We start from the raw sequence: 21,507 nt of genomic DNA, 5'->3' as shown, positions 1-21,507 counted from the left end.
TATCAGTTTCCGCCGAACAATCCGCCCTGCGCCGATATCTGGATGAAGGCCGGACCGAGGATGACGATAAAGAGCACCGGCAGGAAGAAAACAATCATCGGAACGGTAAGTTTCGGCGGCAGGGCCGCCGCCTTCTTTTCCGCTTCCAGCAGACGCAGGTCGCGGCTTTCCTGAGAAAGCGTGCGCAGCGCCTGCGCGACCGGCGTGCCGTAACGCTCCGCCTGAATCAGCGCCTGCGTGACCGATTTCACCGGTTCCAGACCGGTGCGATTGGCGAGATTTTCATAGGCCTGACGACGTTCCGGCAGGAAGGAAAGCTCGGCATTGGTCAGCATCAGTTCTTCGGCAAGCTCGACGGACTGGATGCCGATTTCGTCAGCCACCCGGCGAAAGGCAGCTTCGGTGGACATGCCCGATTCAACGCAGATCAGCATCAGGTCGAGTGCATCCGGCCAGGCCCGCCGGATGGATTGCTTGCGTTTGGTTGCGCGGTTCGAGACGTAGAGGTTGGGCGCGTAAAAACCGGCATAGCCTGCAAAAATGCAGACGAGAAGGCGAACGAAGAACGTCTGATCGGCAAGCACCCCCAGTACGAAAATGTAGATTGCCGCAACGGCCATTGCCCCGAACGGCAGCACGAAACGCAAAAACAGGAAGATGTTGAGTGGGTTTTGCCCCCGGAAGCCAGCCTGCCGGAGCGAAGCGACCGTCTTTTCGTCGGCCAGAGCCCGTTTGAGATCCAGCTTTTCGACGAATTCCCGGATGCCGGGCTTCTGCTGATGACGCAGGCTGCCGCGCCGGTCGCTTTCGGCTGCCAGACGGGCCCGCTCGCGTGAGCGAATGGCTTCGCGTTCGGTGGCGACCGATTTCATGCGCGATTTGAGCGCGCTGCCGCTCAGTACCGGCAGGAGAATGGTCACCACGGTAGCAAAGACCGCGACCATGATCAGCGCGCCGATCAGAAACTGGGGATCGGACAATTTCTGTGTGAGGAGAGAAAACATATCCGGTGCCTCACATATCGAAGTTGATCATGGTCTTCATGATGAAGATGCCTGTCAGCATCAGCACGGCTGCAATGCCCAGGAGCATATGGCCGGTCGAAGACGTGAAAAGCAGCGTCATATAGAGCGGGCTTGTCAGGTAGACGAGAACCATGACGATGAAGGGCAAGGCGCCGATAATTGCAGCCGAAGCCTTGGCTTCCATGGAAAGCGCATTGACCTTGGCCTTCATCTTCTTCCGGTCGCGCAGAACCTTTGAAAGATTGTTGAGCGCCTCGGAAAGATTGCCGCCCGCCTGTGCCTGTATCTGGATGACGATGGCGAAGAAATTGGTTTCGGGGCAGGGCATGGAATCGGGCATCTTGCCGACCGCCTCGGGGATGGAAAGCCCGATCTGTTGCGCCTCGACGACCTTCTTGAACTCGCTCTTGACCGGTTCAACCGCCTCGCTCGCAATGAGCCGCAAACCGTCATTGAGCGGGAGCCCGGCGCGGGTCGCGCGCACGATGACATCGAGCGCATTGGGAAATTCCTCGAGGAATTTTTTCAGTCGCTGCTTGCGCCTGTGCAGCACAAACCAGCGCGGCAGGCCGAAGAAACCGGCAATCGCTATACCGGGCAGGAAAAGCAGCGGTGCACCGAAGAGCAGTGCGACGAATGTGGCGAAAAACGCAGCCGCACCGGAATAAAGATAGAATTTCTGCAAGGTGAGCGTGAGCCCGGCCTGGGTCAGCAGAATGCGCAGGGGTGGATATTTCTGGTTCTTCTCGCGCTGCTTTTGCCGGGCTTCCAGATCCTTGATATTGTCCTGCAGCTGCTTGCGGCGCTTCTGGATGTCGGCATTTCTGTCGCGCTCGCTGCGCGTTATCGCCCGTTCCGAACCGCTGTTGCGCACGGTTTCGAAGCGGCGCGCCGCATGATCCTTCTTGCCGAGCTTTTCATAAAAGAGCGCATAGAACAAAGCCGCGCAGGCGATGACGGCAAGCACCACGAACATCACAATGCTGGCGGACCCTGTCATGCACCAGCCCTTTCCATGCCGTCGAGCACGGAGGCAAGGCGGCTATCCTCATTATAGTAGCGGGCGCGCTCCCAGAAGGCGGGGCGTCCGATGCCGGTCGAGCTATGGCTGCCGAGAATGCGTCCCGAAGCGTCCTCCCCCTTGATATCGTAGAGAACGAGATCCTGGGTCGTGATGACGTCACCTTCCAGCCCAACCACTTCCGTAATGTGGGTGATGCGGCGGGAACCGTCGCGCAGGCGTGCGGCCTGGATGATGATATCGACCGAACCGACGATGATCTCGCGCACGGTCTTTTGCGGCAGCACATAGCCGCCCATGGCGATCATGGCTTCCATGCGGTTGAGGCATTCACGCGGGCTGTTGGCGTGTATCGTGCCCATCGAACCATCGTGGCCCGTATTCATGGCCTGCAGGAGATCGAATACCTCGGGTCCGCGCACTTCGCCCACGATGATGCGTTCGGGCCGCATGCGCAGGCAGTTCTTCACAAGGTCGCGCATGGTGACTTCGCCTTCGCCTTCCAGATTGGGCGGGCGGGTTTCCAGACGCACCACATGTGGCTGCTGCAGTTGCAGTTCTGCCGAGTCTTCGCAGGTGATGATGCGTTCGTGCGTGTCGATATAGCGTGTCAGGCAGTTCAGAAGCGTGGTCTTGCCCGAACCGGTGCCGCCGGAAATGATGACATTGCAGCGCACCCGGCTGATGATCTGCAGCAGTTCCGCCCCGGCATTCGATATCGCGCCGAACCGCACCAGCTGGTCGAGCGTCAGCTTGTCCTTGCGGAATTTGCGGATGGTCAGGGTGGGACCGTCGAGCGACAGCGGCGGAGCAATGACGTTGACGCGCGAACCGTCGGGCAGGCGGGCGTCGCAGATCGGGCTCGATTCGTCCACGCGGCGTCCGACCTGACTCACGATGCGCTGGCAGATGTTGAGAAGCTGCTGGTTGTCGCGAAAACGGATGCCGGTTTCCTGCAGCAGGCCATCCACTTCGATATAGGTCCGGCGCGAGCCGTTCACCATGATATCGGCGATGTCGTCGCGGGAAAGAAGCGGCTCCAGCGGACCATAGCCCAGCACGTCATTGCAGATGTCATCGAGCAGTTCCTCCTGCTCGGCAATCGACATGACGAAGTTCTTGATGGCGATGATGTCATTGACGATGTCGCGGATTTCCTCGCGCGCGGCATCGGGCGCCATGCGGGACAATTGCGACAGGTCGATCGTATCGATCAGCGCCGAGAAGACCTGCGATTTGGTGTCGTAATAGCTCTCGGTCTTTTCGCGGCCATGACCGCTGGATTGATGCGTGCCGGGCTGATGCGAGCCCGTCGGCCCGGATGTTTTCGCGAGCGTGCCCGGATGGGCCGCCTGCGTGCGGGATGGCTGCATGACCGGTTGGGCCGGTGCGGGCATGGCGGCTGGCGCGGCAGGTTTGGGCGCGGGCGGTCGCGTTCCGCTTTCCGGCCTGTTTCCCGTATCGTTGCCTCTTCTGCCGAACATGATTCCCTGCCGTTACTTGGTCTTGCGTGCAAACTTGCCCAACAGGCTCGATATGCCGCTCTTCTTGCGCGGTTGCACATCGGCCCTGCCGGTCACGACATGCGCAATGTGGCTGATGGCTTCGGCAACCGGGCTTTCCGGATTGGTCTCCGCGATCATTCGGCCATTATTGGCGGCATTGCCGAAAAGTTGCGGATCGAAGTCGATGGTGGCGATGGGATCGATGCCGAGCGGTTCCGCAAAATCGGCGATTGCGATTTCCGGCCGCTTCGGAATGCCCATCTGGTTGAGGACGAGATGCGGCTTCACATCATTGGGGCGCAGCTGCGCCAGCGTGTCGAGGAGGTTTTTCGTGTTGCGAAGATTGGCAAGATCGGGCGTTGCGACGATCACCACTTCATCGACGCGCATCAGGGTGGTCCGCGTCCATCCGCTCCAGCCGTGAGCTACGTCCAGCACGACCAGCGGAGAACTGCGCTGGGCGACGTCGATCAGTTCGGCAAAGGCGTCTTCGGCGAAGTCGAATGTCCGCTCCAGGCTCGAAGGTGCCGCGAGGATCGACAGATGGTCCCCATATTGGACGAGCAGCCGGTCGAGATAGACCTCGTCAATGCGTTCCGGTGAAAAGACAGCATCGGCAATGCCGAGCGTCGGGTCCTGATCGAAGTTGATATTTGCCGTGCCGAAGGGCAGGTCCATGTCCGCCAGCACGACATCGTGACGGAACATATTGGAGATCGACCAGGCGACATTATGGGCGATGGTCGATGCGCCGACGCCGCCTTTCGCGCCGATGAAGGCGATGGAGCGGCCAAGCGGTTCCGCACCCGGGTCGAGAAAGATCGATGAGACGATGGCCAGAATGTCGGCGAGCGACACAGGCGCCACGATATATTCCGAAACGCCGCGCCGCAGCAATTCGCGATAGAGCCAGACTTCGTTGGAATGGCCGATGACCATGACCTTCGAGCCGGGATCGCAGACTTCCGACAGCTGCTGCAATTCTTCGAGCAGCACATTGGGTTCGGACGCCGATTCGACGATGATCAGGTTGGGGGTGGAGGCGGTCTGATAGAATTCGATTGCAGCCGCAACGCCGCCCATCATGACTTTCAGATGGGTCTTTGCCATGCGCCGGTCGCCGCCTGCGCGCTCGATCGGAATCGCGACGCTTTCGTTCACGCAGAAAGCCTGGATGGAAATGCGCGGAATAGGGCGCACATTTTCAAGCATGATCGGCGCACGGCCTGTTTCCGGTGCTTCGTCCTCCGGTTCGAACGCGAAGTTGCTCATGGCGCCCTCTTAATACTCGGCCTGCTGGCTGCGGGGTTCGCGCCAGTTTTGCGTCTGTGCAGGCGACATTTTCACATAGCCCTGATTGCCGTTGAGTCGTGCCGTCGCGCGATCCGAATCGATAGGCGTCATGGTGCGCGGCCCAAGAAGATCGGCCGGGTTGGCGACCTGCGCGGCCAGATTGTTCTGCGAGGCGCAGCCAAAATTGGCGTAATGCTTGTTTTCAGGGGTGCTGGCGAGGTCATCCGGCCAGCGGCCGCACGGCGTCGTGCCGGCCGTTATCGCGTAATAGCTGATGCGGATCGGGGCTGCCGCATCCGGGCTTTCGACCGGATAGTTTTCGATGGCGATATTGTTTGCCTTGATGCCGCTGCGCCGCAGCGTTGCCGCTACCTCTGTGCTCAGCCGGTATGCTGCGGCCTGATTGGACGCGCCTGAAGGCACCAGAACATAAAGCATGCCGGAGCCGCTGCGCCGGTAATTGGCGATTGCGCCCTGAACGATGCCGCGCTGCATCGGGCTCAGCTTCTGGTCGGCCTGTGCGATCGGAATATCGGTAACCTGTTCCCGCTCGGCAATCGTGATCGGGTGATTGGTGCGATAATCGTCCGGTAGCGCGCCCACGGTGACGTGCTGGCGGTTCGCGCAACCCGCAAGAAGGGCCAGCGACAGGGCAATGAGCGCTGGTCGGGCGGAAATCCTGCAAAAGCCTCTGACTGAATAGGTCATGATCTGTCCCCGCTCACTTGTAGATATAACCGACGACGCCGTTGTAGCGACCGGGCGGCAATTTGGTTTCCATCGTGCCGTAAACGCGATTGACCTTGCCGAGGATGTATCCCGCGCCATCGCTGGCCGGGTTGAGATTGTCGTCAGGGCGCGCAAGCTGCTGGCGGGCGACCGGTCGCGCCAGATAAGGCGTGACGATCACCACCAGTTCGGATTCGTTGCGAATGAAATCCTTGCTGCGGAATAGCGCGCCGAGGACTGGAATCTTGGTGAGGCCCGGAAAGCCGGAAACCGACTGGCGCACTTCATCGCGGATCAGGCCGCCGATCATCATGGAACCGCCGGACGGCAGTTCCACAGTCGTGTCGGCAACGCGCTTTCGCAGCGACAGGACGCTCGCGCCAACGCCTTCCATCTTGTTTGTCGTGCCAGCGCCTTCAGTTGTCGGCTCCGAGACGGAGGTTCTGATTTTCAGGCTGATGCGTCCCGGCCCCAGCACGGTCGGCATGAATTCCAGACCGATGCCATAATTGATCTTGGCCAGCTGATTGGTGCGTTTTCCGTCGTCGTCATAGGTCACGCTGTTGATGACATTATATTCGCCGCCGACATTGAAAGCCGCCTTTTCACCGGAGATTGCGGTCAAGGTAGGTTCGGCGAGGGTCTTCATCACGCCTGCCGATTCCATCGCCCGCAGATAGGCGGAAAAGTTGCTCGTCGCGAGGCCGAACCCGGTATCGGAAAGGTTGTTGCCGATGGCGCCTGCGATATTCTCGGAAATCCCGCCGTAGGAAATACCGTTTGATACGCCGCTGCCCGTCATGTTGACGCCAAGCTGCTTCATGACGGAGCGGCTGACCTCGGCGACGGTGACTTTCAGCGTCACCTGATCCTCGCCGACGATGGTGAGCATATTGACGATTGCGCTCTGCCGACGCCCCCAGTCGGGATTGTTGATGGCGACACCGCCGCCATCGGTCGGGGCGGAGGCCGTGGTTGAATATTGACCGGTTGTTGCTTCGCCACCGGAAACGAAAAGACCGGCAAGCTTTGCGGCCTGCGCCGAATCCTGCGGGGTCTGCACGGTTCCGGTCAGCACCACATTGTCGTTGATGAGTTCGACGCGAATATCGGAACCCGGGATGAGGCGCTTGAGCTGGGACGAAAGCCCGCTCACGTCCCGCTCGATCTCGACATCGATCGATGCGACCTGCTCGCCATTCTGTCCGAAGACAAAGATATTGGTCTGTCCGACCTGCTTGCCGAAAAGATAGATGCGCCGCGACGTGCGCGTCACAGCATCGGCTATCGTCGGATTGGAGACGAGAACGTCATAGGCGTCCTGCGGGAGATCGAGGACAACCGATTTGTTGAGGCCGAGCTTGATCGTCTGCGAACGCTGCTGGCTGCCAACCTTGACGATGCCTGCCGCCGCCATTGCGGTCATGTCGGCGAGAGGCAGGGAAACGGTTGCAAGCGCGCCGGCCAACAGCGCGATCCTTGCGGAATATGGGCGCACGCGGTTTGTCTTTCTCATGAGCGCGGTCCTATTTCTGTAACGCTGCCGGATTTGATGACCTTGACCGTCCCGCTGCGGGTGGGCGAAGAAACCAGATAGTCCGCCTGCTTGATGTCCCTGTCCTCGACATCCTGTGTCGAGCGAAGCGCCAATGTCAGGCGGTCTGCCATCTGCTGGGCAACGGTGATGATTTCGGCCTGTTCCGGCGTCACTTCCAGCGTCGCGGTCTGGCCAACCATGACCTTGCGGCCCTGCTCGTCTTCCTGGATCGCCTGGTCGATTGCCAGAACCCGCACATTCTGCAGCACGGTTTCGGTGGTGAAGGGTGTGAGCGACTTGTCGCCATTGTCCGGCTTGCGGCGGGTCATGATGACATCGACGAAATCATTGGGAAGAATGAAGCCGCCCGCCGAACTTTCGGCATTGATCTGCGTCGCGACGGCGCGCATGCCGGGCGGCAGGATCGACGACATGAAGCTCTGTCCCGGACCGATGAGCTTGGCCTTGCGGATCGGCTCGCCCGTGAAGAACTGCAGCCGGACCGTGGCGCCGCTCAGTTGATTGATGGCATCGGGTTCGCTCGCGCGTGTGATATAGCCTTCGCTGATAGCCTCGGCCGGCCAGGGCTGCCAGCGCATCTGCGATGTGAGCTCCGCGCCGACACCAAGATTTTCGGTGGCGACGAGCACGTCCTCCAGTTTGATCTGCGGTGCTTCAGGGGCGGCGACGACGGGCGCAGGCGGCGGCGTGGCAAGGTTCATGGCAATATAGCCAGCGCCACCAGCCGCAAGAACGGCTACTCCTAAAATGAGCAGTCGAGCTGATTTCATGATATGCCCCGCGCAAATCCCCACGCCTTGATGACGTGTTCCAAAATTGCACTGGCAATCGTGTAATTATGGTTAATATAATCTTATTCGCATAAAGAAAGATTGAAATTACACGTAGGCGTTGTGCGCCAAAGCGTTCAAAACATCCCCGCCATATAGGCTTTCATCGATTCTCCGACGGGCGTCAGCGGAAATGTCCAGAGACCGGCGGCGCCAAGCGCAATGCCGTAGGGAATGCCTACATCCTTGCGGGCGAGCGTGCCCATGAATGCAAAACGGTCAGCCAGAAGCGGGCGCGGAACCAGCCGGTAGAGGATGATCGTGAGCGTGAGCACGCCGCCGAGGATCGAAACCATCACGAGATAATCCAAGAGGCTGGGATCGGGGCCGTACCACAAGGCCGTCGCCGCGATCAGCTTGGCGTCACCACCACCCATGGCGCGAAGGCAGAAGAGTGCAAAGGTGATGACGAGCGCGATGCCGCCAACCGCCAGGTGCCAGCCGAAATCGGAAAGGGAAATGCCGCACAGGGGCGCGAGCAGGAGAAAACCGAGGGTCAGCCCGATGGAAACACGGTTGCGGATCGTCATCGACGTCAGGTCGGTGACCATGGCCGTCACCATTGCCAGAGCGAAGATTGCCGTCATAACTGTTGCCGTCATGGCCATTGCTGTCATTGCCGCCCCCGCGTCAACTGTCACCCCACCGTCTGCACGGAATTGTTCTTATGCCTAGCGGTTCGTCGCCTGTTCGAACTGTCTCGCCGTTTCGTTGAATTTGTCGCCGACACTGCCGGCCATGAGCGCGACGCCGCTTATGATCGCAATGGAAACGAGCGTGCCGATCAGCGCATATTCGATCGCTGTCGAACCGGCCCTGTTCTTCATGAAACGCGTCATCAATGTCGGCATCGCATGCTCCTCGCTGTCCCGATCGCGCTGGTTTTTGGGAGTGCGCTTTAATTTCGGATGTGCTGAAGCATAGGAGAGAGGAATTGTGGCCCTCTTAACAGGTATGGTTAATGAAGTGCTGCAAGGCTTGCGAGGTGGCGGCAATCGCGCGATTGGTTAATCTTTGACGAATTGCGGGCGCGGTCTGCACCGATGGGTGGCGACTTAATTCTTCCTTCACCAATCCCGTTCATTCTTTGCTCATTATATTGATGGGGCTTCATGAGCTTGGCCCATTATATCAGCGGGGGAATGTCGCGTGGGGCGTCGTTTGTTTTCTTTGGGTGGCTTCGGCGTGGTGCCTGCCATGGGCGCGGCTTTCATGGCTGTGATTGCGGTCGCACCGGCATCTTCGGAAGACTATATCGCCCTTGAAACCAGCCAGGCGCGTATTTTGCGGCTGGCGCGTCCCGCCGACAGCGTCGTGATCGGCAATCCGTCGATCGCCGATGCAGTCGTTCAGGACGCACAAACCATCGTCCTGACCGGCAAGGATTTCGGCGTCACCAATATCGTCGTCATGGACAAGCAGGGCGAACCGATCCTCGACCGTGAACTGGTCGTCTCCCGCAACACACGCGGAACGACGCGGATTTATCGGCAGGCCGAAGTGCAAACGCTTTCCTGCACACCCTATTGCGAAAAAGCCTCAACGAAGAACGGCTTCGACGACAAATAGCGATATTCGTGCGTGAGGCCGCGCTTGCGTTAATACTCTTTCAGGTTGTCCTGTTGTAACCATACGCCCAATCGAATTCTTGATCGAGTTCAGGCAGAATTGGGTGGGGTTATGACATTGGAGATCTTGGCGCGTCGCCTTGCGCGGGTGGGCGTATGCCTGCGCCGTTTCCCTCGTGCGCAAAATGGCGTGGCAGCGGTGGAATTCGTGCTGCTCATCGTTCCGTTCCTCCTCATCGTCTTCGCGACGATCGAGATCGGCGTGAGTTTTGCGGCACGCCAGGTCATAGCCAATGCGACGGAGACCGTGGCTCGCAAGTTGCAGACGTCGGGCAGGATCGGAGGCATCCAGATCAAAGACGCACCGATCAGCGTGGACGCCCTGCGCAATGAACTTTGTCAGCAGATGCAGTTCATGGTCGCGTCCGGCTGTCCCAATCTTTCGTTCAATCTTGGAACCTATGAAGGGTTCGGCCAGGTTCCGACGGACACGATTCTCGATGAAGAGGGCAAGCTCACGCGGACGGGCATTACCGGGACGAGCGGAACCTCCACCATCAACCAGCTCAACGTTGTTTACGCATGGCCGGTGCTGACGAACATCCTCTATCTGATGCAAAGTCCCCATGCTGCAGGCGGCACGATGCCGCTTTTTGCAACGCTTACCTGGCAGAACGAGCCTTTCCCGAACTGAGATAACCAACGCGCCCCGAAACCGGTTCAAACTTTTCGGGATGCATTCCAGAGGGATCCTCAGAGCGATCACCGGAGCGATCATTGTCATGCGTAACTATCTTCGGAATTTTCTGAGTGACCGGCGCGGCCTGGGAGCGGTTGAATTCGCGCTCATCGCGCCGCTCCTGCTTCTGATTTACCTGGGTTCCGTCGACCTTGCCGATGGGGTGGATACGAACAAGAAAGTGTCGCGCTCGGCGAGTGCCCTTGCCGATCTGGTCGCCCGCCAGTTGTCGGTCACGAAGAATGATCTGGACGACATGTTCAATATCAGCCGGGCTTCGCTTCTGCCCTATGGGCGGACCAGCCCGAAGATAAGGATCACCGCGATCAGGATCTATGGCGCCGCCAACAACCTGACGCCGAAAGTCGACTGGTCCTACGCCAATGCGGCGGATTTTGCCGTCAAGAAGGGTAGCACCGGTACTATTCCCTCCACGCTCGTGAGTGAAGGTTCTTATTTCATCAAGGTCGATGTCGAACTTGACTACAAGCCGCTCAATTCATGGATTTCCACGAGCATTCCGATGAGCGAAACCTATTATCTGGCGCCGCGCTATACGAACACGATCCCCTGCACCAATTGCTGAGCATCTTGGCATTGCGGGCAAAACTCAACATATAAGGGCAAAGCCGATGCACGGCTCTTGTTCAGGATCAGTTTTCAATGCCCGAATTACCAGAGGTCGAGACGGTTCGCCGTGGTCTGCAGCCCGTCATGGAAGGCGCGACCGTCAGCCAGGTCGAACAGCGCCGCCCGGACCTGCGCTTTCCCTTTCCAGACCGTTTTGCCCAACGTCTTTCGGGCCGGCGCATTTCGGCGCTCGGGCGCCGCGCAAAATATCTCACGATCCATCTTGATGACGGCCTTTCCGTCATCAGCCATCTGGGCATGTCGGGGTCGTTTCGCATCGAGACGGATGAGGGTGGCGATATGCCCGGCCAGTTCCATCACGAGCGTTCCAAGCTGAGTGCGCATGATCATGTGGTGTTTCACCTTCAGCGTGCCGATGGCGGCGCTGCCCGCGTGGTCTATAACGATCCGCGACGGTTCGGTTTCATGCTCTTTGCCGAAGAAGGCACGCTCGACAGTCATCCGCTGCTTGCGGGCCTTGGCATAGAGCCGACGGGCAATCTGCTTTCGGGCACTGTCCTGTCGGAACTCTTCGCGGGCCGCAAGGCACCCCTCAAGGCCGCGCTGCTCGACCAGCGGCTGATAGCTGGTCTCGGTAATATCTATGTCTGCGAGGCACTCTGGCGCAGCCACCTGTCGCCGATGCGTGCCGCCGGTTCTGTCGCACAGGACCCAGAAACCATGGAGCGGCTTGCTTCCGACATTCGAACGGTGATTGCGGAAGCCATTGCCGCAGGCGGCTCAACCCTCAAGGACTATATTCAGGCAGATGGCGCGCTCGGCTATTTCCAGCACTCCTTCTCCGTCTATGGTCGCGAGGGCGAGCCTTGCCGAAATCCCGCCTGCAACGGCTTTGTGGAACGGGCGGTACAGTCGGGACGTTCGACTTTTTTCTGTGCCTCCTGCCAGCAATGAATGCTTGAAAAAGAAGTCCTGCCAGTCCACTTTGCCCGCCAACCAGCCAGCCGTTGATGGAGGAGTTCAAATTCATGGCCTATGATACGATCATCGTTGAGACGCGCGGCAGCGTGGGCCTCATTCGTCTCAATCGTCCGCAGGCGCTCAATGCGCTGAACCGCAAGGTGCTTGAGGAATTGACGGAAGCTCTCGGCGCTTTCGATGCGGACGGCAAGATCGGCGCAATCGTCCTCACCGGCTCCGAAAAGGCTTTTGCCGCAGGTGCCGACATCAAGGAAATGCAGCCTATCGATTTCGTGGACGCCTATCTTCAGGACATGTTCGCCGACTGGCAGAAGGTGGACCGTGTCCGCAAGCCGATCATCGCGGCGGTTTCGGGCTATGCGCTCGGTGGCGGCTGTGAACTTGCCATGATGTGCGATTTCATCATTGCCGGCAGCAACGCCAAGTTTGGCCAGCCCGAAATCACCCTCGGCGTCATGCCCGGCATGGGCGGCTCGCAGCGTCTCACCCGCTATGTGGGCAAGTCCAAGGCAATGGATATGTGCCTGACCGGACGCATGATGGATGCGGCGGAAGCCGAACGCAGCGGCCTGGTCTCGCGGGTGGTCGCGCCGGAAGAACTTCTGGAAGAGGCTTTGAAGGCTGCCGAACGCATTGCATCCTTCTCGCGTCCCTCCGTGCTGATGGTCAAGGAAGCGGTCAACCGCACCTATGAAATGACGCTGAGCGAAGGGCTTCGTTTCGAGCGTCGCCAGTTCCACTCCCTGTTTGCGACGGAAGACCAGAAGGAGGGCATGGCGGCCTTCATCGACAAGCGCACGCCATCGTTCAAGAATCGCTGATTGATCGGTTTGGCGGCCAACAGGCTGCCCCGACAAGGGCGTCGTGGAAGTCTTCCGGCTGCTTCCGCTGAGCTTTTATTGGGCTTTTATTGGGCTTTTGGGCCGGATTTGCGGCTCTGTGATCGACCTTTGGGGCAGAATCCACGTTGACGCCGCCCCAAAGCTGATCTATAAGCCCGCCCACGGATCGGCGGCCCAAAGGATTTTTCTCGGCTGCCCTAGAGGTTTTGTGCCCGGCGGTTTTTGCCCCTGGCTAGCTGACAGAAAAAAGAGAGGCATTTATGGCCAATACTCCTTCGGCCAAGAAGGCAGTGCGCAAGATCGCTGCCCGCACCGAAATCAACAAGTCCCGCCGTTCGCGCGTTCGCACCTTTGTGCGTAAGCTCGAAGACGCTCTCCTGAGCGGCGACAAGCAGGCTGCAGAACTCGCATTCAAGGCTGCTGAGCCTGAGCTGATGCGCGCAGCTTCCAAGGGCGTGATGCACAAGAATACCGCTTCGCGTAAGGTCTCGCGCCTTGCCCATCGCGTTAAGGCTCTCAACGCCTAATATTCATCCATTCTTATGGATCAGTTTCGAAACCCGGCTCATTGTTAGCCGGGTTTTCTTTTTTGAGCGTTTTTTGGACAACCTGCGTTCTTTCTTTCCATCTCCAATTGAAGAGATATTTCAATGACTAGCTGGAATTTTTGAGAGGGGCGTCAATCCTGTGAGTGTTGATTTGATTAGTATTTTCAAATGGTTGCAGATTCTTATCCACTGTTATCCACAGGCGGGTTTAGGGACTCGGAAGTGGGTTTGAGTCAAGAATTTTTTTTAAATTTATTTTTCGGACGGAACATATCAGGACCACCTAAAAATTGTCCTATGAAAACGCATTGAATCCAAAGGTGTTATTTCGCTGGCATCCGATTCCCCCCTGTTGTGGGGAGGCCCTGCAAGAGCTTTCAGTAAAAAAATGTGGTTTTCTGAGGCTTGCCCTTTGCTGCGAGGCTTCGCTAAAGTCAGGACATAAGAGGGGTGGGCCATCGGCCCGGAGTTAGCATCAAATAACGAGTTTGTCGGCGTGGGTGTCACAGCCCGCGGGTGTTATATTCTGGTCGTAAGGTCCTGATCCTCATGGTTGATTGCTTACCATTCATTAACCGGAATGCCGTTTTAGGCATGTCCCCGACAATTGAATGGTTGTGGCGGATTTCTTTCCGGGCAATCAGCCTCCGATAAAAGTGTTGTGAGTCGTAAAAAGGTCGCCGGGAAGGAGTATCCGGGTGTTGGTCCTGATGGGACCGTTTGAGTTTGTGTTTGGCCCAGAGCTTTCGAGCCGGGCTTTGTGAGTGAGTACCTGCTGGCCAGACGGATGATAATCCGCGGCGCGGACAGGAAAAAATGACAAGCGCCAGAAAACGGCGCGTACGAATGTGAAGGCAGGCGAGACGATGGCAATGATGACCGGCAAATCGACGGCAACGATGGGTGATGATGCACATGCGAACCGTATCCACGGATCTTCTGCTACCGGAAATGACAAGAGCCTGGTCGAGTTGAGCGGCAACGCTGGTGATGAGGTTTTCGAGCGCCTTACGGCAAAGCTGAAAGCCCGCGTCGGCACCGAGATTTATTCCAGCTGGTTCGGTCGTCTGAAGCTCGACGACATCTCCAAGAGCATTGTCCGCCTGTCGGTTCCGACGGCCTTCCTGCGCTCTTGGATCAACAATCACTATTCCGAACTGCTGACCGAGCTGTGGCAGGAAGAAAACCCGCAGATTCTGAAGGTTGAAGTCGTGGTACGTGGCGTAAGCCGCGTGGTGCGCAGCGCCGCTCCGGTCGAAGCCTGCGAAGCTTCCGAGAACAAGCCGGTCGTCGCCCCGCGCGAAAAGATGGTGTTCCCGCTCGGCCAGTCCTTTGGCGGCCAGCCGGTGGGCGACAAGCGCGGTTCCGCCGTCGTCGCAGAATCGGCGGCGGCTTCGGGTGCCGTGCTCGGCTCGCCGCTCGATCCCCGCTATACGTTCGACAGCTTCGTCGATGGCGCATCGAATCGCGTCGCGCTCGCCGCTGCCCGCACCATTGCGGAAGCCGGTTCCAGCGCCGTTCGCTTCAATCCGCTTTTCATCCATGCTTCCGTCGGTCTCGGCAAGACTCACCTTCTGCAGGCGATCGCCGCCGCGGCGCTCCAGCGCCAGGAAAAGGCCCGCGTCGTCTATCTGACGGCAGAATATTTCATGTGGCGCTTCGCCACCGCCATCCGCGACAACAATGCGCTGTCCTTCAAGGAACAGCTTCGCGATATCGACCTTCTCGTGATCGACGACATGCAGTTCCTGCAGGGCAAGTCGATCCAGCACGAGTTCTGCCATCTCCTGAACACGTTGCTCGACAGCGCAAAGCAGGTCGTTGTCGCCGCCGACCGTGCGCCTTCCGAACTGGAATCGCTTGATGTGCGTGTCCGTTCGCGTCTTCAGGGCGGCGTTGCGCTTGAAGTGGCCGCGCCCGACTATGAAATGCGCGTCGAAATGCTGCGCCGCCGACTGGCCGCAGCGCAGGCGGAAGATCCGAGCCTCACGATTGGCGAAGAGATTCTCTCCCATGTGGCCCGCACCGTCACCGGATCGGGCCGTGAACTGGAAGGCGCTTTCAACCAGCTTCTGTTCCGCCAGTCCTTCGAGCCGAACATCTCCATCGACCGCGTCGATGAACTGCTCGGTCACCTGACCCGCGTCGGCGAACCGAAGCGTATCCGCATCGAGGAAATCCAGCGCATCGTCGCGCGGCATTACAATGTCTCGAAGCAGGACCTGCTGTCGAACCGCCGCACGCGCACCATCGTCAAGCCGCGTCAGGTGGCAATGTATCTTGCCAAGATGATGACGCCGCGTTCCCTGCCGGAAATCGGTCGCCGCTTCGGCGGTCGCGATCACACCACGGTCCTGCACGCCGTGCGCAAGATCGAGGATCTGGTCGGCGCCGATACCAAGCTCGCCCAGGAACTGGAGCTTCTCAAGCGCCTTATCAACGATCAGGCAGCCTGACGGGCTCAGCATCGGCTCTAGTATGTATCCCGGCATCGACCCGAAAATCGGAATCGATTTTCGGAAAGGTCGATGCGGCGATCCGACCTTCCCCGCTATCAATGGCGGTTATCAACAAAAAGCCCGGGCCCTGTCGCTTTCCGACACGGCGCGGGCTTGCTTTTCTCCTTAAAAATCTGCCACTTTAACGGACCTTCTGGCGCCCCGGGCGCCTTATCGACAGGGGCCGCCTGCCTGCCCGTCAGATGCAGTTGCCCTGTCCCAGCGAGCGAGTGCGTTTGAACATGCGTGTTACCCTAGAGCGATCGAACCTTCTCAAATCTCTCAATCACGTCCACCGCGTCGTGGAACGCCGCAACACGATACCGATTCTGTCGAACGTGCTTTTGCAGGCTGAGGGCGCAAGCCTCGCGCTCAAGGCGACCGATCTTGATCTTGAGGTCAATGAAGCGACGGCCGCCATGGTGGAGCAGGCTGGCGCCACGACGGTTCCGGCGCATCTCCTCTACGATATCGTCCGCAAGTTGCCCGATGGCGCCGAAGTCATGCTCTCGACCAACCCGGATGGCGGTTCCATGTCGGTCATATCCGGCAAGTCGTCCTTCCGTCTGCAGTGCCTGCCGCAGTCCGATTTCCCGGAACTGACCGCTGGCGCCTTCACCCACTCCTTCCTGATCGAGGCGCAGGCGCTGAAACGCCTCATCGACCGCACGCAGTTTGCGATTCGACGGAAGAAACCCGCTATTACCTCAACGGCATTTTCTTCCACGCCATCGAAAGCGATGGCGCGCTGAAGCTCCGTGCTGTCGCGACCGACGGCCACCGGCTGGCGCGCGCCGAGCTGGAAGCGCCGTCCGGCACCGAAGGCATGCCCGGCATCATCATTCCGCGCAAGACGGTCGCCGAACTGCAGAAGCTGGTCGACGTGCCGGAAGTGGTCGTTACGGTTGAACTGTCGGACGCCAAGATCCGCTTCACGGTCGGCTCGGTGGTGCTCACCTCGAAACTGATCGACGGCACCTTCCCGGATTACCAGCGCGTGATTCCGTCCGGCAACGACAAGAAGCTCACCATTGGCCGCCAGGAATTCGCGGCCTCCGTCGACCGCGTCTCGACCATTTCCAGCGAACGTGGCCGCGCGGTGAAGCTCTCCATCGCCGATGGTCAGTTGACACTCACCGTCAACAATCCCGATTCCGGCAGCGCAACCGACGAGCTTGCTGCCGATTACGATGCCGATCCGCTCGATATCGGTTTCAACTCGAAATACCTGCTCGATATCACCAGCCAGCTTTCGGGTTCCGATGCGGTCTTCATGCTGGCCGATGCCGGTTCACCGACACTGGTGCGCGATACGGGCGATGAAGATGTGCTGTACGTTCTCATGCCTATGCGTGTTTAAAGAACAGAAAAGTGAATAGGCCCGAGCCTGATCAAAGCCGCCCGGATCGCGTTTCGATCCGGCGGCTTAAGCTTGTCAATTTCCGCAACTATGCGGAATTGTCGTTGCCGCTTGGCCCCGGCCACGTGGTGCTGACCGGCGAAAACGGCTCCGGCAAGACCAATCTGATCGAAGCGGTTTCCTTTCTGTCACCGGGGCGCGGCCTGCGCCGCGCTGCTTATGACGATGTCGCACGCACCAGTTCGCTCGATGGCTTTGCCATCCATGCCGCGCTTGATTGCATGATCTATGGCGAGGCCGAGATCGGCACCGGCACCGCTGGCGGCGGCGAGGGTGGCCGCAAGGTCCGCATCAACGGTATTGCCGCTTCCGGCGACGATCTGCTCGATTATGCGCGCATTCTCTGGGTGGTGCCGTCGATGGATGGGCTGTTCACCGGAGGCGCTTCCGACCGGCGGCGTTTTCTGGACCGCATGGTGCTCGCCATCGATACCGCGCACGGCAAGCGCGTGCTCGATTATGAACGGGCAATGCGCAGCCGCAACCGGTTGCTGAGCGACGGCAACGGTGACGACCAATGGCTGGATGCGATAGAAAGCCAGATGGCTGAACTTGGCACGGCCATCGCAGCCGCCCGTGCCGAAGCCATGCGCCTGATCGCGGCGATGATCGAGCGGCTGCCAGCCGAAGGACCGTTTCCCAAGGCTGACTGCTTTCTGGAAGGAACGCTTGAGCAGAGAATCAGTGTCGAGGCGGCGCTTGATCTTGAAGAGGATTTCCGACGCACCCTGCGCGATGGCCGCGCACGCGACCGGGCGGCAGGCCGCACGCTGGAAGGTCCGCATCGCACCGATCTGATCGTCCAGCATCGCCCCAAGGCGATGCCTGCCGCACTTTGTTCCACCGGTGAGCAGAAAGCCCTGCTGATCGGTCTGGTGCTTGCTCATGCGCGGCTGACGGCGGAGCTTTCCGGCATGGCCCCCATACTCCTGCTCGATGAAATCGCCGCGCATCTCGATACGGGACGCCGCGCCGCACTCTTCGGCATCCTTAATGAGCTTGGCGGGCAAGCCTTCATGACCGGCACGGATCGGGCGCTTTTTGAGGCGCTTGAAGGGGAAGCGCAATTTTTCAATGTGGCGGCTGGCACGCTTACCCCGCTCTGAGGCAAAATATCCGCTGACAGCGGGTCGGCAGAGGCATATGTTTGCCGACCATGAACGCACCATCGAAGCCCTTTTCATCCGAAGAACTCGAACGCTACGCGCGCCATATCGTGCTGCCGGAAATCGGCGGGCCGGGCCAGCAGAAGCTGAAGGCCGCCCGCATATTGATCGTCGGCGCAGGCGGTCTTGGCGCGCCTGTGCTGCAATATCTGGCAGCGGCGGGTGTCGGCACGCTCGGCATCATCGACGATGACACGGTTTCGCTGTCCAACCTGCAGCGGCAGGTCATCCACGATACGCAAAGCGTCGGCCAGCCGAAGGTGGAAAGCGCGCTCGCCACCATTGCCCGCATCAACCCGCATGTGAGGGTAGAAGGGCATCAGCTCCGCCTCGATGCGGACAATGCCGAAGCCCTGATCGGCAATTACGATATTGTGGTGGATGGTTCGGACAATTTCACCACGCGTTATATTCTGGCCGATGCCGCTGCCAAAGTCGGTCGCCCGCTGGTGACCGGCGCCATGGGCCGTTTCGACGGCACGGTCACGGTGCTGATGCCATACGCAAACAGCCCCGATGGCATGCCCAACCCGTCCTATCGTGATCTTTTCCCGGAAGCGCCGCCGCCCGGAACGGTGCCGACCTGTGCCGAAGCCGGAGTGCTGGGCGTCCTGCCGGGTGTGATCGGCAGCCTGCAGGCAATGGAAGTCATCAAGCTCATCACGGGCATCGGCGAGCCGCTGGTCGGTCGGCTGCTGCTCTATAATGCGCTGAATGTCCGCTTCGAAACCATCCGCTACAAGGCGCGCAAACCGAAATGACGGCTCTGCGTGTCGAAGTTATTGGCGGGAATTTCGAGCAGTGGGAAGAACTGCTCGGCATGATCCGCGACAGCTTCGCCTATACGGACGGCGTGATCGATCCGCCCTCGTCAGCAGGTTTGCTGACGGCGGAAAATTTGCGGCAGAAGGCCGAGGAAGAAACCGGCTTTGCAGCCTTCCTTGATGGCAGACTTGTCGGCTGTGTCTTCATACGGGAAAAGGCCGAGGGCTTTTATCTCGGCAAGCTTGCCGTCGCATCCGCTTTTGAGGGAAGAGGCATTGGGCGATTGCTGATGCAAAAGGCGGAAGATGTTGCGCTTGCAAAAGGCAAGCCCTCGATTGAGTTGCAGGTGCGTATCGAGCTTGCTCGCAATCGGGCGGTGTTTGAGAAGCTCGGATATCGCAAGATCGCGGAAAACGCGCATCCGGGCTATAGCCGCCCCACATCCATAACCATGCGCAAGGAGATCACGCGTGGCACTGACATTAACCGATGAAGAGCGGTCGATAGCGGCTGGCGATCAGGGGGGAGGCGCTGCGATGGCAATGCGCATCGTGGCCGACACTGCGCGGCTTATGGGTGCGCCGCGTCTTATCCCTGTCGCATCGGCGCATATCGACGGTGCGCTCTATCACGGCGATAGCGGAACGCTTTTTGCTGAGAAGCTGGTGGAGGGCGGCGCGAAGGTCAGGGTGCGCGCCACACTCAATGTCGGTTCCATAGATCTGACCGGCTGTTCGCATAATCTTTTGCCGGCTCACGAGGCAGATATGGCTAGGCGCATGATGCGGGCCTACATCAAGCTCGGCTGCGAGCCGACATGGACCTGCGCGCCTTATCAGGCGGGCCACAGGCCAGCACAGGGAACCGATGTCGCATGGGGCGAATCCAATGCGGTCGTGTTCTGCAATTCGGTTCTGGGCGCGCGCACCAATCGCTATGGCGATTTCCTGGATATCGCCTGCGCCATTGCAGGACGCGCCCCCGATTATGGTCTTCATCGCACCGAAAACCGCCGCGCTACGGTGGTGATCGATATTTCGGCGCTCGATCCTGCCTTCCTGTCTTCGGAGGTGGCCTGGCCGATTCTCGGCAATCTGTTCGGTCGCAGCGTGGGAACGAATATCGGTGTCGTCGCGGGCAGTCCCGTCCACCCCGATGAAGATGATCTCAAGGCCTTCGGTGCGGCCTCGGCATCGGTGGGCGCGGTCGGATTGTTCCATATTGCGGGCGTGACACCGGAAGCCCCCGACCTTGAAACGGCCTTGCAGCATCAGGAACCGGAGGGCGTCATCCGCGTCACGCGAGACATGGTCGAGGCGACGCGCAAGCGGCTTTCGACTGTCGAACGCGTGGACCATATCGATGCGGTCGCCATTGGCAGTCCGCATCTTTCGATAACGGAATTCGACCGTCTGGAGCGCGCCATAGCGCAACGCAAGCTCGCTGTCTCGCTCTATGCCTGTACGGGCCGTCATGCGCTGGCCGAGCTGGAGAAAGACGGGCGCAGGCAGGCGCTGGAAAGGGCAGGCGTCGTCATCGTCGCCGATACTTGCGTCGTCGTCACACCTATTTTGCCAGCTAAGGATGACGCCATCCTGATGACCAATTCCGGCAAGTTCGCCCATTATGCCCCCGGCAATACCGGCTATGGCGTGCTTTACGGTTCGCTGGAGGAATGCGTGGAAAGCGCTGTCGCTGGCAGACCGGTTTTCGGGAGGCAGGCAGCATGAGCATCGGGAAAACTTCTATACTCGTTACTGGCAAGGCCGCTGATGCCGAGGCGCTGGTTCTCTCCGCGCCGATCAGCTTCTGGGGCGGCGTCGATCCGAAAAGCGGGCGGATTGCCGATGTGCGTCATCCGGAACATGGGCAAAACATCGCCGGGCGCGTGCTGTGCCTGCCGGGAACCATCGGCTCGTCGTCAGCCGCTGCCGTTCTGCTGGAACTGGTCCATAGCGGCCACGCGCCCGCAGCCATTGTCCTGCACGAGCCTGATGCGATCCTGCTGCTCGGCCTCATCGTTGCCCGTGAAATGGGCCATGATGTGCCCGTCGCCGTTGAACTCGACCGCGAGGCGCAAAAGCAACTCGCTGGCCATCGGGTGACGGTCGGCGAGGACGGAACGATTGGGATTACTGCTTGACCATTCCAGATTGGGCTTATGCGTCTTTTTCGCCGTCACCATCCTGAGCCTGTCCAAGGGCCGAGGGCAGGCGTTGTGCGTTTTCCCTCAGCCCTTCGAGACGCCTCCTTCGACAGGCTCAGGAGGCTCCTCAGGATGAGGGAAAAGAGACGACAAAGGCGGCTTTAGAGCATTTCCAGCAAAAGTGTGAAACGTCTACGCGGGGAAATCAGTTCACTGGACTGATTTCTTATGCCGCTTCGATGCGTTGGATAATGCGATAAAACAAATAGTTAGAGCGGTTCC

General features: G+C 59.3%; 21 protein-coding genes and 1 pseudogene. 13 read left to right on the top strand and 9 right to left on the bottom strand.

Going from position 1 to position 21,507, the window contains the following annotated elements; genetic code table 11:
- Positions 1 to 2: 2 nt before the first annotated feature.
- The 9 genes from ACS5UA_RS20630 to ACS5UA_RS20590 form a co-directional block, all read right to left on the bottom strand.
- On the bottom strand, positions 3 to 1,004 hold the full coding sequence (locus ACS5UA_RS20630; protein WP_183515826.1) for a type II secretion system F family protein: 1,002 nt from the start codon (positions 1,002 to 1,004) through the stop codon (positions 3 to 5).
- A 10-nt stretch (positions 1,005 to 1,014) separates the two neighbouring features.
- Positions 1,015 to 2,025, bottom strand: a complete 1,011-nt coding sequence (locus ACS5UA_RS20625; protein WP_443101736.1) for a type II secretion system F family protein — start codon at positions 2,023 to 2,025, stop codon at positions 1,015 to 1,017.
- The gene (locus tag ACS5UA_RS20620) at positions 2,022 to 3,530 is read right to left on the bottom strand and encodes a CpaF family protein (RefSeq protein ID WP_112672434.1); all 1,509 of its coding nucleotides are present in this window, start codon (positions 3,528 to 3,530) and stop codon (positions 2,022 to 2,024) included. Before ACS5UA_RS20620 ends, ACS5UA_RS20625 begins: the two co-directional genes overlap by 4 nt.
- 12 nt (positions 3,531 to 3,542) lie before the next feature.
- A complete protein-coding gene (locus ACS5UA_RS20615; protein WP_063619870.1) occupies positions 3,543 to 4,823 on the bottom strand; it encodes an AAA family ATPase in 1,281 nt (426 codons plus the stop codon).
- Between the two features lie 9 nt (positions 4,824 to 4,832).
- Positions 4,833 to 5,552: a CpaD family pilus assembly protein gene (locus tag ACS5UA_RS20610; protein WP_063619871.1), complete on the bottom strand. Its 720-nt coding sequence runs from the start codon at positions 5,550 to 5,552 to the stop codon at positions 4,833 to 4,835.
- A gap of 13 nt (positions 5,553 to 5,565) precedes the next feature.
- Positions 5,566 to 7,089, bottom strand: a complete 1,524-nt coding sequence (locus ACS5UA_RS20605; protein ID WP_006468179.1) for a type II and III secretion system protein family protein — start codon at positions 7,087 to 7,089, stop codon at positions 5,566 to 5,568.
- Positions 7,086 to 7,901 carry a Flp pilus assembly protein CpaB gene (gene cpaB / locus ACS5UA_RS20600; RefSeq protein WP_006473082.1) on the bottom strand — a complete coding sequence of 272 codons (816 nt, stop codon included), beginning with the start codon at positions 7,899 to 7,901 and terminating at the stop codon, positions 7,086 to 7,088. The genes ACS5UA_RS20605 and cpaB overlap by 4 nt, the downstream gene beginning before the upstream one ends.
- A 137-nt stretch (positions 7,902 to 8,038) precedes the next feature.
- Positions 8,039 to 8,578 carry an A24 family peptidase gene (locus ACS5UA_RS20595; RefSeq protein ID WP_420868377.1) on the bottom strand — a complete coding sequence of 180 codons (540 nt, stop codon included), beginning with the start codon at positions 8,576 to 8,578 and terminating at the stop codon, positions 8,039 to 8,041.
- A gap of 54 nt (positions 8,579 to 8,632) precedes the next feature.
- Entirely contained in the window at positions 8,633 to 8,812 is a 180-nt protein-coding gene (locus ACS5UA_RS20590; RefSeq protein WP_006473080.1) for a Flp family type IVb pilin, read from the bottom strand.
- A 298-nt stretch (positions 8,813 to 9,110) separates the two neighbouring features.
- Here ACS5UA_RS20590 and ACS5UA_RS20585 point away from each other — a divergent pair, with 298 nt between their 5' ends.
- The 13 genes and pseudogenes from ACS5UA_RS20585 (at position 9,111) to ACS5UA_RS20525 (ending at position 21,222) form a co-directional block, all read left to right on the top strand.
- Positions 9,111 to 9,530 (top strand): pilus assembly protein N-terminal domain-containing protein, encoded by a 420-nt coding sequence (locus tag ACS5UA_RS20585; protein WP_112702090.1) that lies wholly within the window; start codon positions 9,111 to 9,113, stop codon positions 9,528 to 9,530.
- A 111-nt stretch (positions 9,531 to 9,641) separates the two neighbouring features.
- Positions 9,642 to 10,223, top strand: a complete 582-nt coding sequence (locus tag ACS5UA_RS20580; protein ID WP_100647724.1) for a TadE/TadG family type IV pilus assembly protein — start codon at positions 9,642 to 9,644, stop codon at positions 10,221 to 10,223.
- Between the two features lie 88 nt (positions 10,224 to 10,311).
- Entirely contained in the window at positions 10,312 to 10,854 is a 543-nt protein-coding gene (locus ACS5UA_RS20575) for a TadE/TadG family type IV pilus assembly protein (protein WP_112672442.1), read from the top strand.
- Positions 10,855 to 10,931: 77 nt separating this feature from the next.
- Positions 10,932 to 11,813 (top strand): bifunctional DNA-formamidopyrimidine glycosylase/DNA-(apurinic or apyrimidinic site) lyase, encoded by an 882-nt coding sequence (mutM, locus tag ACS5UA_RS20570; RefSeq protein ID WP_443101735.1) that lies wholly within the window; start codon positions 10,932 to 10,934, stop codon positions 11,811 to 11,813.
- A 74-nt stretch (positions 11,814 to 11,887) separates the two neighbouring features.
- Positions 11,888 to 12,661: an enoyl-CoA hydratase gene (locus tag ACS5UA_RS20565; protein ID WP_112672446.1), complete on the top strand. Its 774-nt coding sequence runs from the start codon at positions 11,888 to 11,890 to the stop codon at positions 12,659 to 12,661.
- Between the two features lie 281 nt (positions 12,662 to 12,942).
- Complete coding sequence (rpsT, locus tag ACS5UA_RS20560) at positions 12,943 to 13,209, top strand: 30S ribosomal protein S20 (RefSeq protein WP_006465717.1); 267 nt, start codon at positions 12,943 to 12,945, stop codon at positions 13,207 to 13,209.
- A gap of 893 nt (positions 13,210 to 14,102) precedes the next feature.
- On the top strand, positions 14,103 to 15,686 hold the full coding sequence (dnaA, locus tag ACS5UA_RS20555; protein ID WP_025090663.1) for a chromosomal replication initiator protein DnaA: 1,584 nt from the start codon (positions 14,103 to 14,105) through the stop codon (positions 15,684 to 15,686).
- A gap of 284 nt (positions 15,687 to 15,970) precedes the next feature.
- Positions 15,971 to 17,088, top strand: a pseudogene (gene dnaN / locus ACS5UA_RS20550) (DNA polymerase III subunit beta).
- A gap of 11 nt (positions 17,089 to 17,099) precedes the next feature.
- Positions 17,100 to 18,254: a DNA replication/repair protein RecF gene (gene recF, locus ACS5UA_RS20545; protein WP_006465721.1), complete on the top strand. Its 1,155-nt coding sequence runs from the start codon at positions 17,100 to 17,102 to the stop codon at positions 18,252 to 18,254.
- Positions 18,255 to 18,304: 50 nt separating this feature from the next.
- Complete coding sequence (locus ACS5UA_RS20540) at positions 18,305 to 19,075, top strand: molybdopterin-synthase adenylyltransferase MoeB (protein WP_112672452.1); 771 nt, start codon at positions 18,305 to 18,307, stop codon at positions 19,073 to 19,075.
- The gene (locus ACS5UA_RS20535; protein WP_112702095.1) at positions 19,072 to 19,572 is read left to right on the top strand and encodes a GNAT family N-acetyltransferase; all 501 of its coding nucleotides are present in this window, start codon (positions 19,072 to 19,074) and stop codon (positions 19,570 to 19,572) included. Before ACS5UA_RS20540 ends, ACS5UA_RS20535 begins: the two co-directional genes overlap by 4 nt.
- Positions 19,550 to 20,809, top strand: coding sequence for an aconitase X catalytic domain-containing protein (locus ACS5UA_RS20530; protein ID WP_182506509.1), 1,260 nt, complete (start codon positions 19,550 to 19,552; stop codon positions 20,807 to 20,809). The genes ACS5UA_RS20535 and ACS5UA_RS20530 overlap by 23 nt, the downstream gene beginning before the upstream one ends.
- Positions 20,806 to 21,222 (top strand): aconitase X swivel domain-containing protein, encoded by a 417-nt coding sequence (locus ACS5UA_RS20525; protein WP_063619879.1) that lies wholly within the window; start codon positions 20,806 to 20,808, stop codon positions 21,220 to 21,222. The genes ACS5UA_RS20530 and ACS5UA_RS20525 overlap by 4 nt, the downstream gene beginning before the upstream one ends.
- Positions 21,223 to 21,507: the final 285 nt, after the last annotated feature.

Origin of the sequence: Brucella sp. RRSP16 (genome assembly GCF_052246815.1) — a bacterium.
GTDB classification, from domain to species: Bacteria; Pseudomonadota; Alphaproteobacteria; order Rhizobiales; family Rhizobiaceae; genus Brucella; species Brucella intermedia.
Note: the sequence above shows the minus strand (reverse complement) of the source record. Positions and strands in the feature narration are given on the sequence as shown.

Excerpts from the sequence above, each read along its gene's own strand:
- ACS5UA_RS20630 (WP_183515826.1), bottom strand. The coding sequence starts at position 1,004 with ATGTTTTCTCTCCTCACACAGAAATTGTCCGATCCCCAGTTTCTGATC.
- ACS5UA_RS20625 (WP_443101736.1), bottom strand. The coding sequence starts at position 2,025 with ATGACAGGGTCCGCCAGCATTGTGATGTTCGTGGTGCTTGCCGTCATC.
- ACS5UA_RS20620 (WP_112672434.1), bottom strand. The coding sequence starts at position 3,530 with ATGTTCGGCAGAAGAGGCAACGATACGGGAAACAGGCCGGAAAGCGGA.
- ACS5UA_RS20615 (WP_063619870.1), bottom strand. The coding sequence starts at position 4,823 with ATGAGCAACTTCGCGTTCGAACCGGAGGACGAAGCACCGGAAACAGGC.
- ACS5UA_RS20610 (WP_063619871.1), bottom strand. The coding sequence starts at position 5,552 with ATGACCTATTCAGTCAGAGGCTTTTGCAGGATTTCCGCCCGACCAGCG.
- ACS5UA_RS20605 (WP_006468179.1), bottom strand. The coding sequence starts at position 7,089 with ATGAGAAAGACAAACCGCGTGCGCCCATATTCCGCAAGGATCGCGCTG.
- cpaB (WP_006473082.1), bottom strand. The coding sequence starts at position 7,901 with ATGAAATCAGCTCGACTGCTCATTTTAGGAGTAGCCGTTCTTGCGGCT.
- ACS5UA_RS20595 (WP_420868377.1), bottom strand. The coding sequence starts at position 8,578 with ATGACAGCAATGGCCATGACGGCAACAGTTATGACGGCAATCTTCGCT.
- ACS5UA_RS20590 (WP_006473080.1), bottom strand. The coding sequence starts at position 8,812 with ATGCCGACATTGATGACGCGTTTCATGAAGAACAGGGCCGGTTCGACA.
- ACS5UA_RS20580 (WP_100647724.1), top strand. The coding sequence starts at position 9,642 with ATGACATTGGAGATCTTGGCGCGTCGCCTTGCGCGGGTGGGCGTATGC.
- ACS5UA_RS20575 (WP_112672442.1), top strand. The coding sequence starts at position 10,312 with ATGCGTAACTATCTTCGGAATTTTCTGAGTGACCGGCGCGGCCTGGGA.
- mutM (WP_443101735.1), top strand. The coding sequence starts at position 10,932 with ATGCCCGAATTACCAGAGGTCGAGACGGTTCGCCGTGGTCTGCAGCCC.
- ACS5UA_RS20565 (WP_112672446.1), top strand. The coding sequence starts at position 11,888 with ATGGCCTATGATACGATCATCGTTGAGACGCGCGGCAGCGTGGGCCTC.
- rpsT (WP_006465717.1), top strand. The coding sequence starts at position 12,943 with ATGGCCAATACTCCTTCGGCCAAGAAGGCAGTGCGCAAGATCGCTGCC.
- dnaA (WP_025090663.1), top strand. The coding sequence starts at position 14,103 with ATGATGACCGGCAAATCGACGGCAACGATGGGTGATGATGCACATGCG.
- ACS5UA_RS20540 (WP_112672452.1), top strand. The coding sequence starts at position 18,305 with ATGAACGCACCATCGAAGCCCTTTTCATCCGAAGAACTCGAACGCTAC.
- ACS5UA_RS20535 (WP_112702095.1), top strand. The coding sequence starts at position 19,072 with ATGACGGCTCTGCGTGTCGAAGTTATTGGCGGGAATTTCGAGCAGTGG.
- ACS5UA_RS20525 (WP_063619879.1), top strand. The coding sequence starts at position 20,806 with ATGAGCATCGGGAAAACTTCTATACTCGTTACTGGCAAGGCCGCTGAT.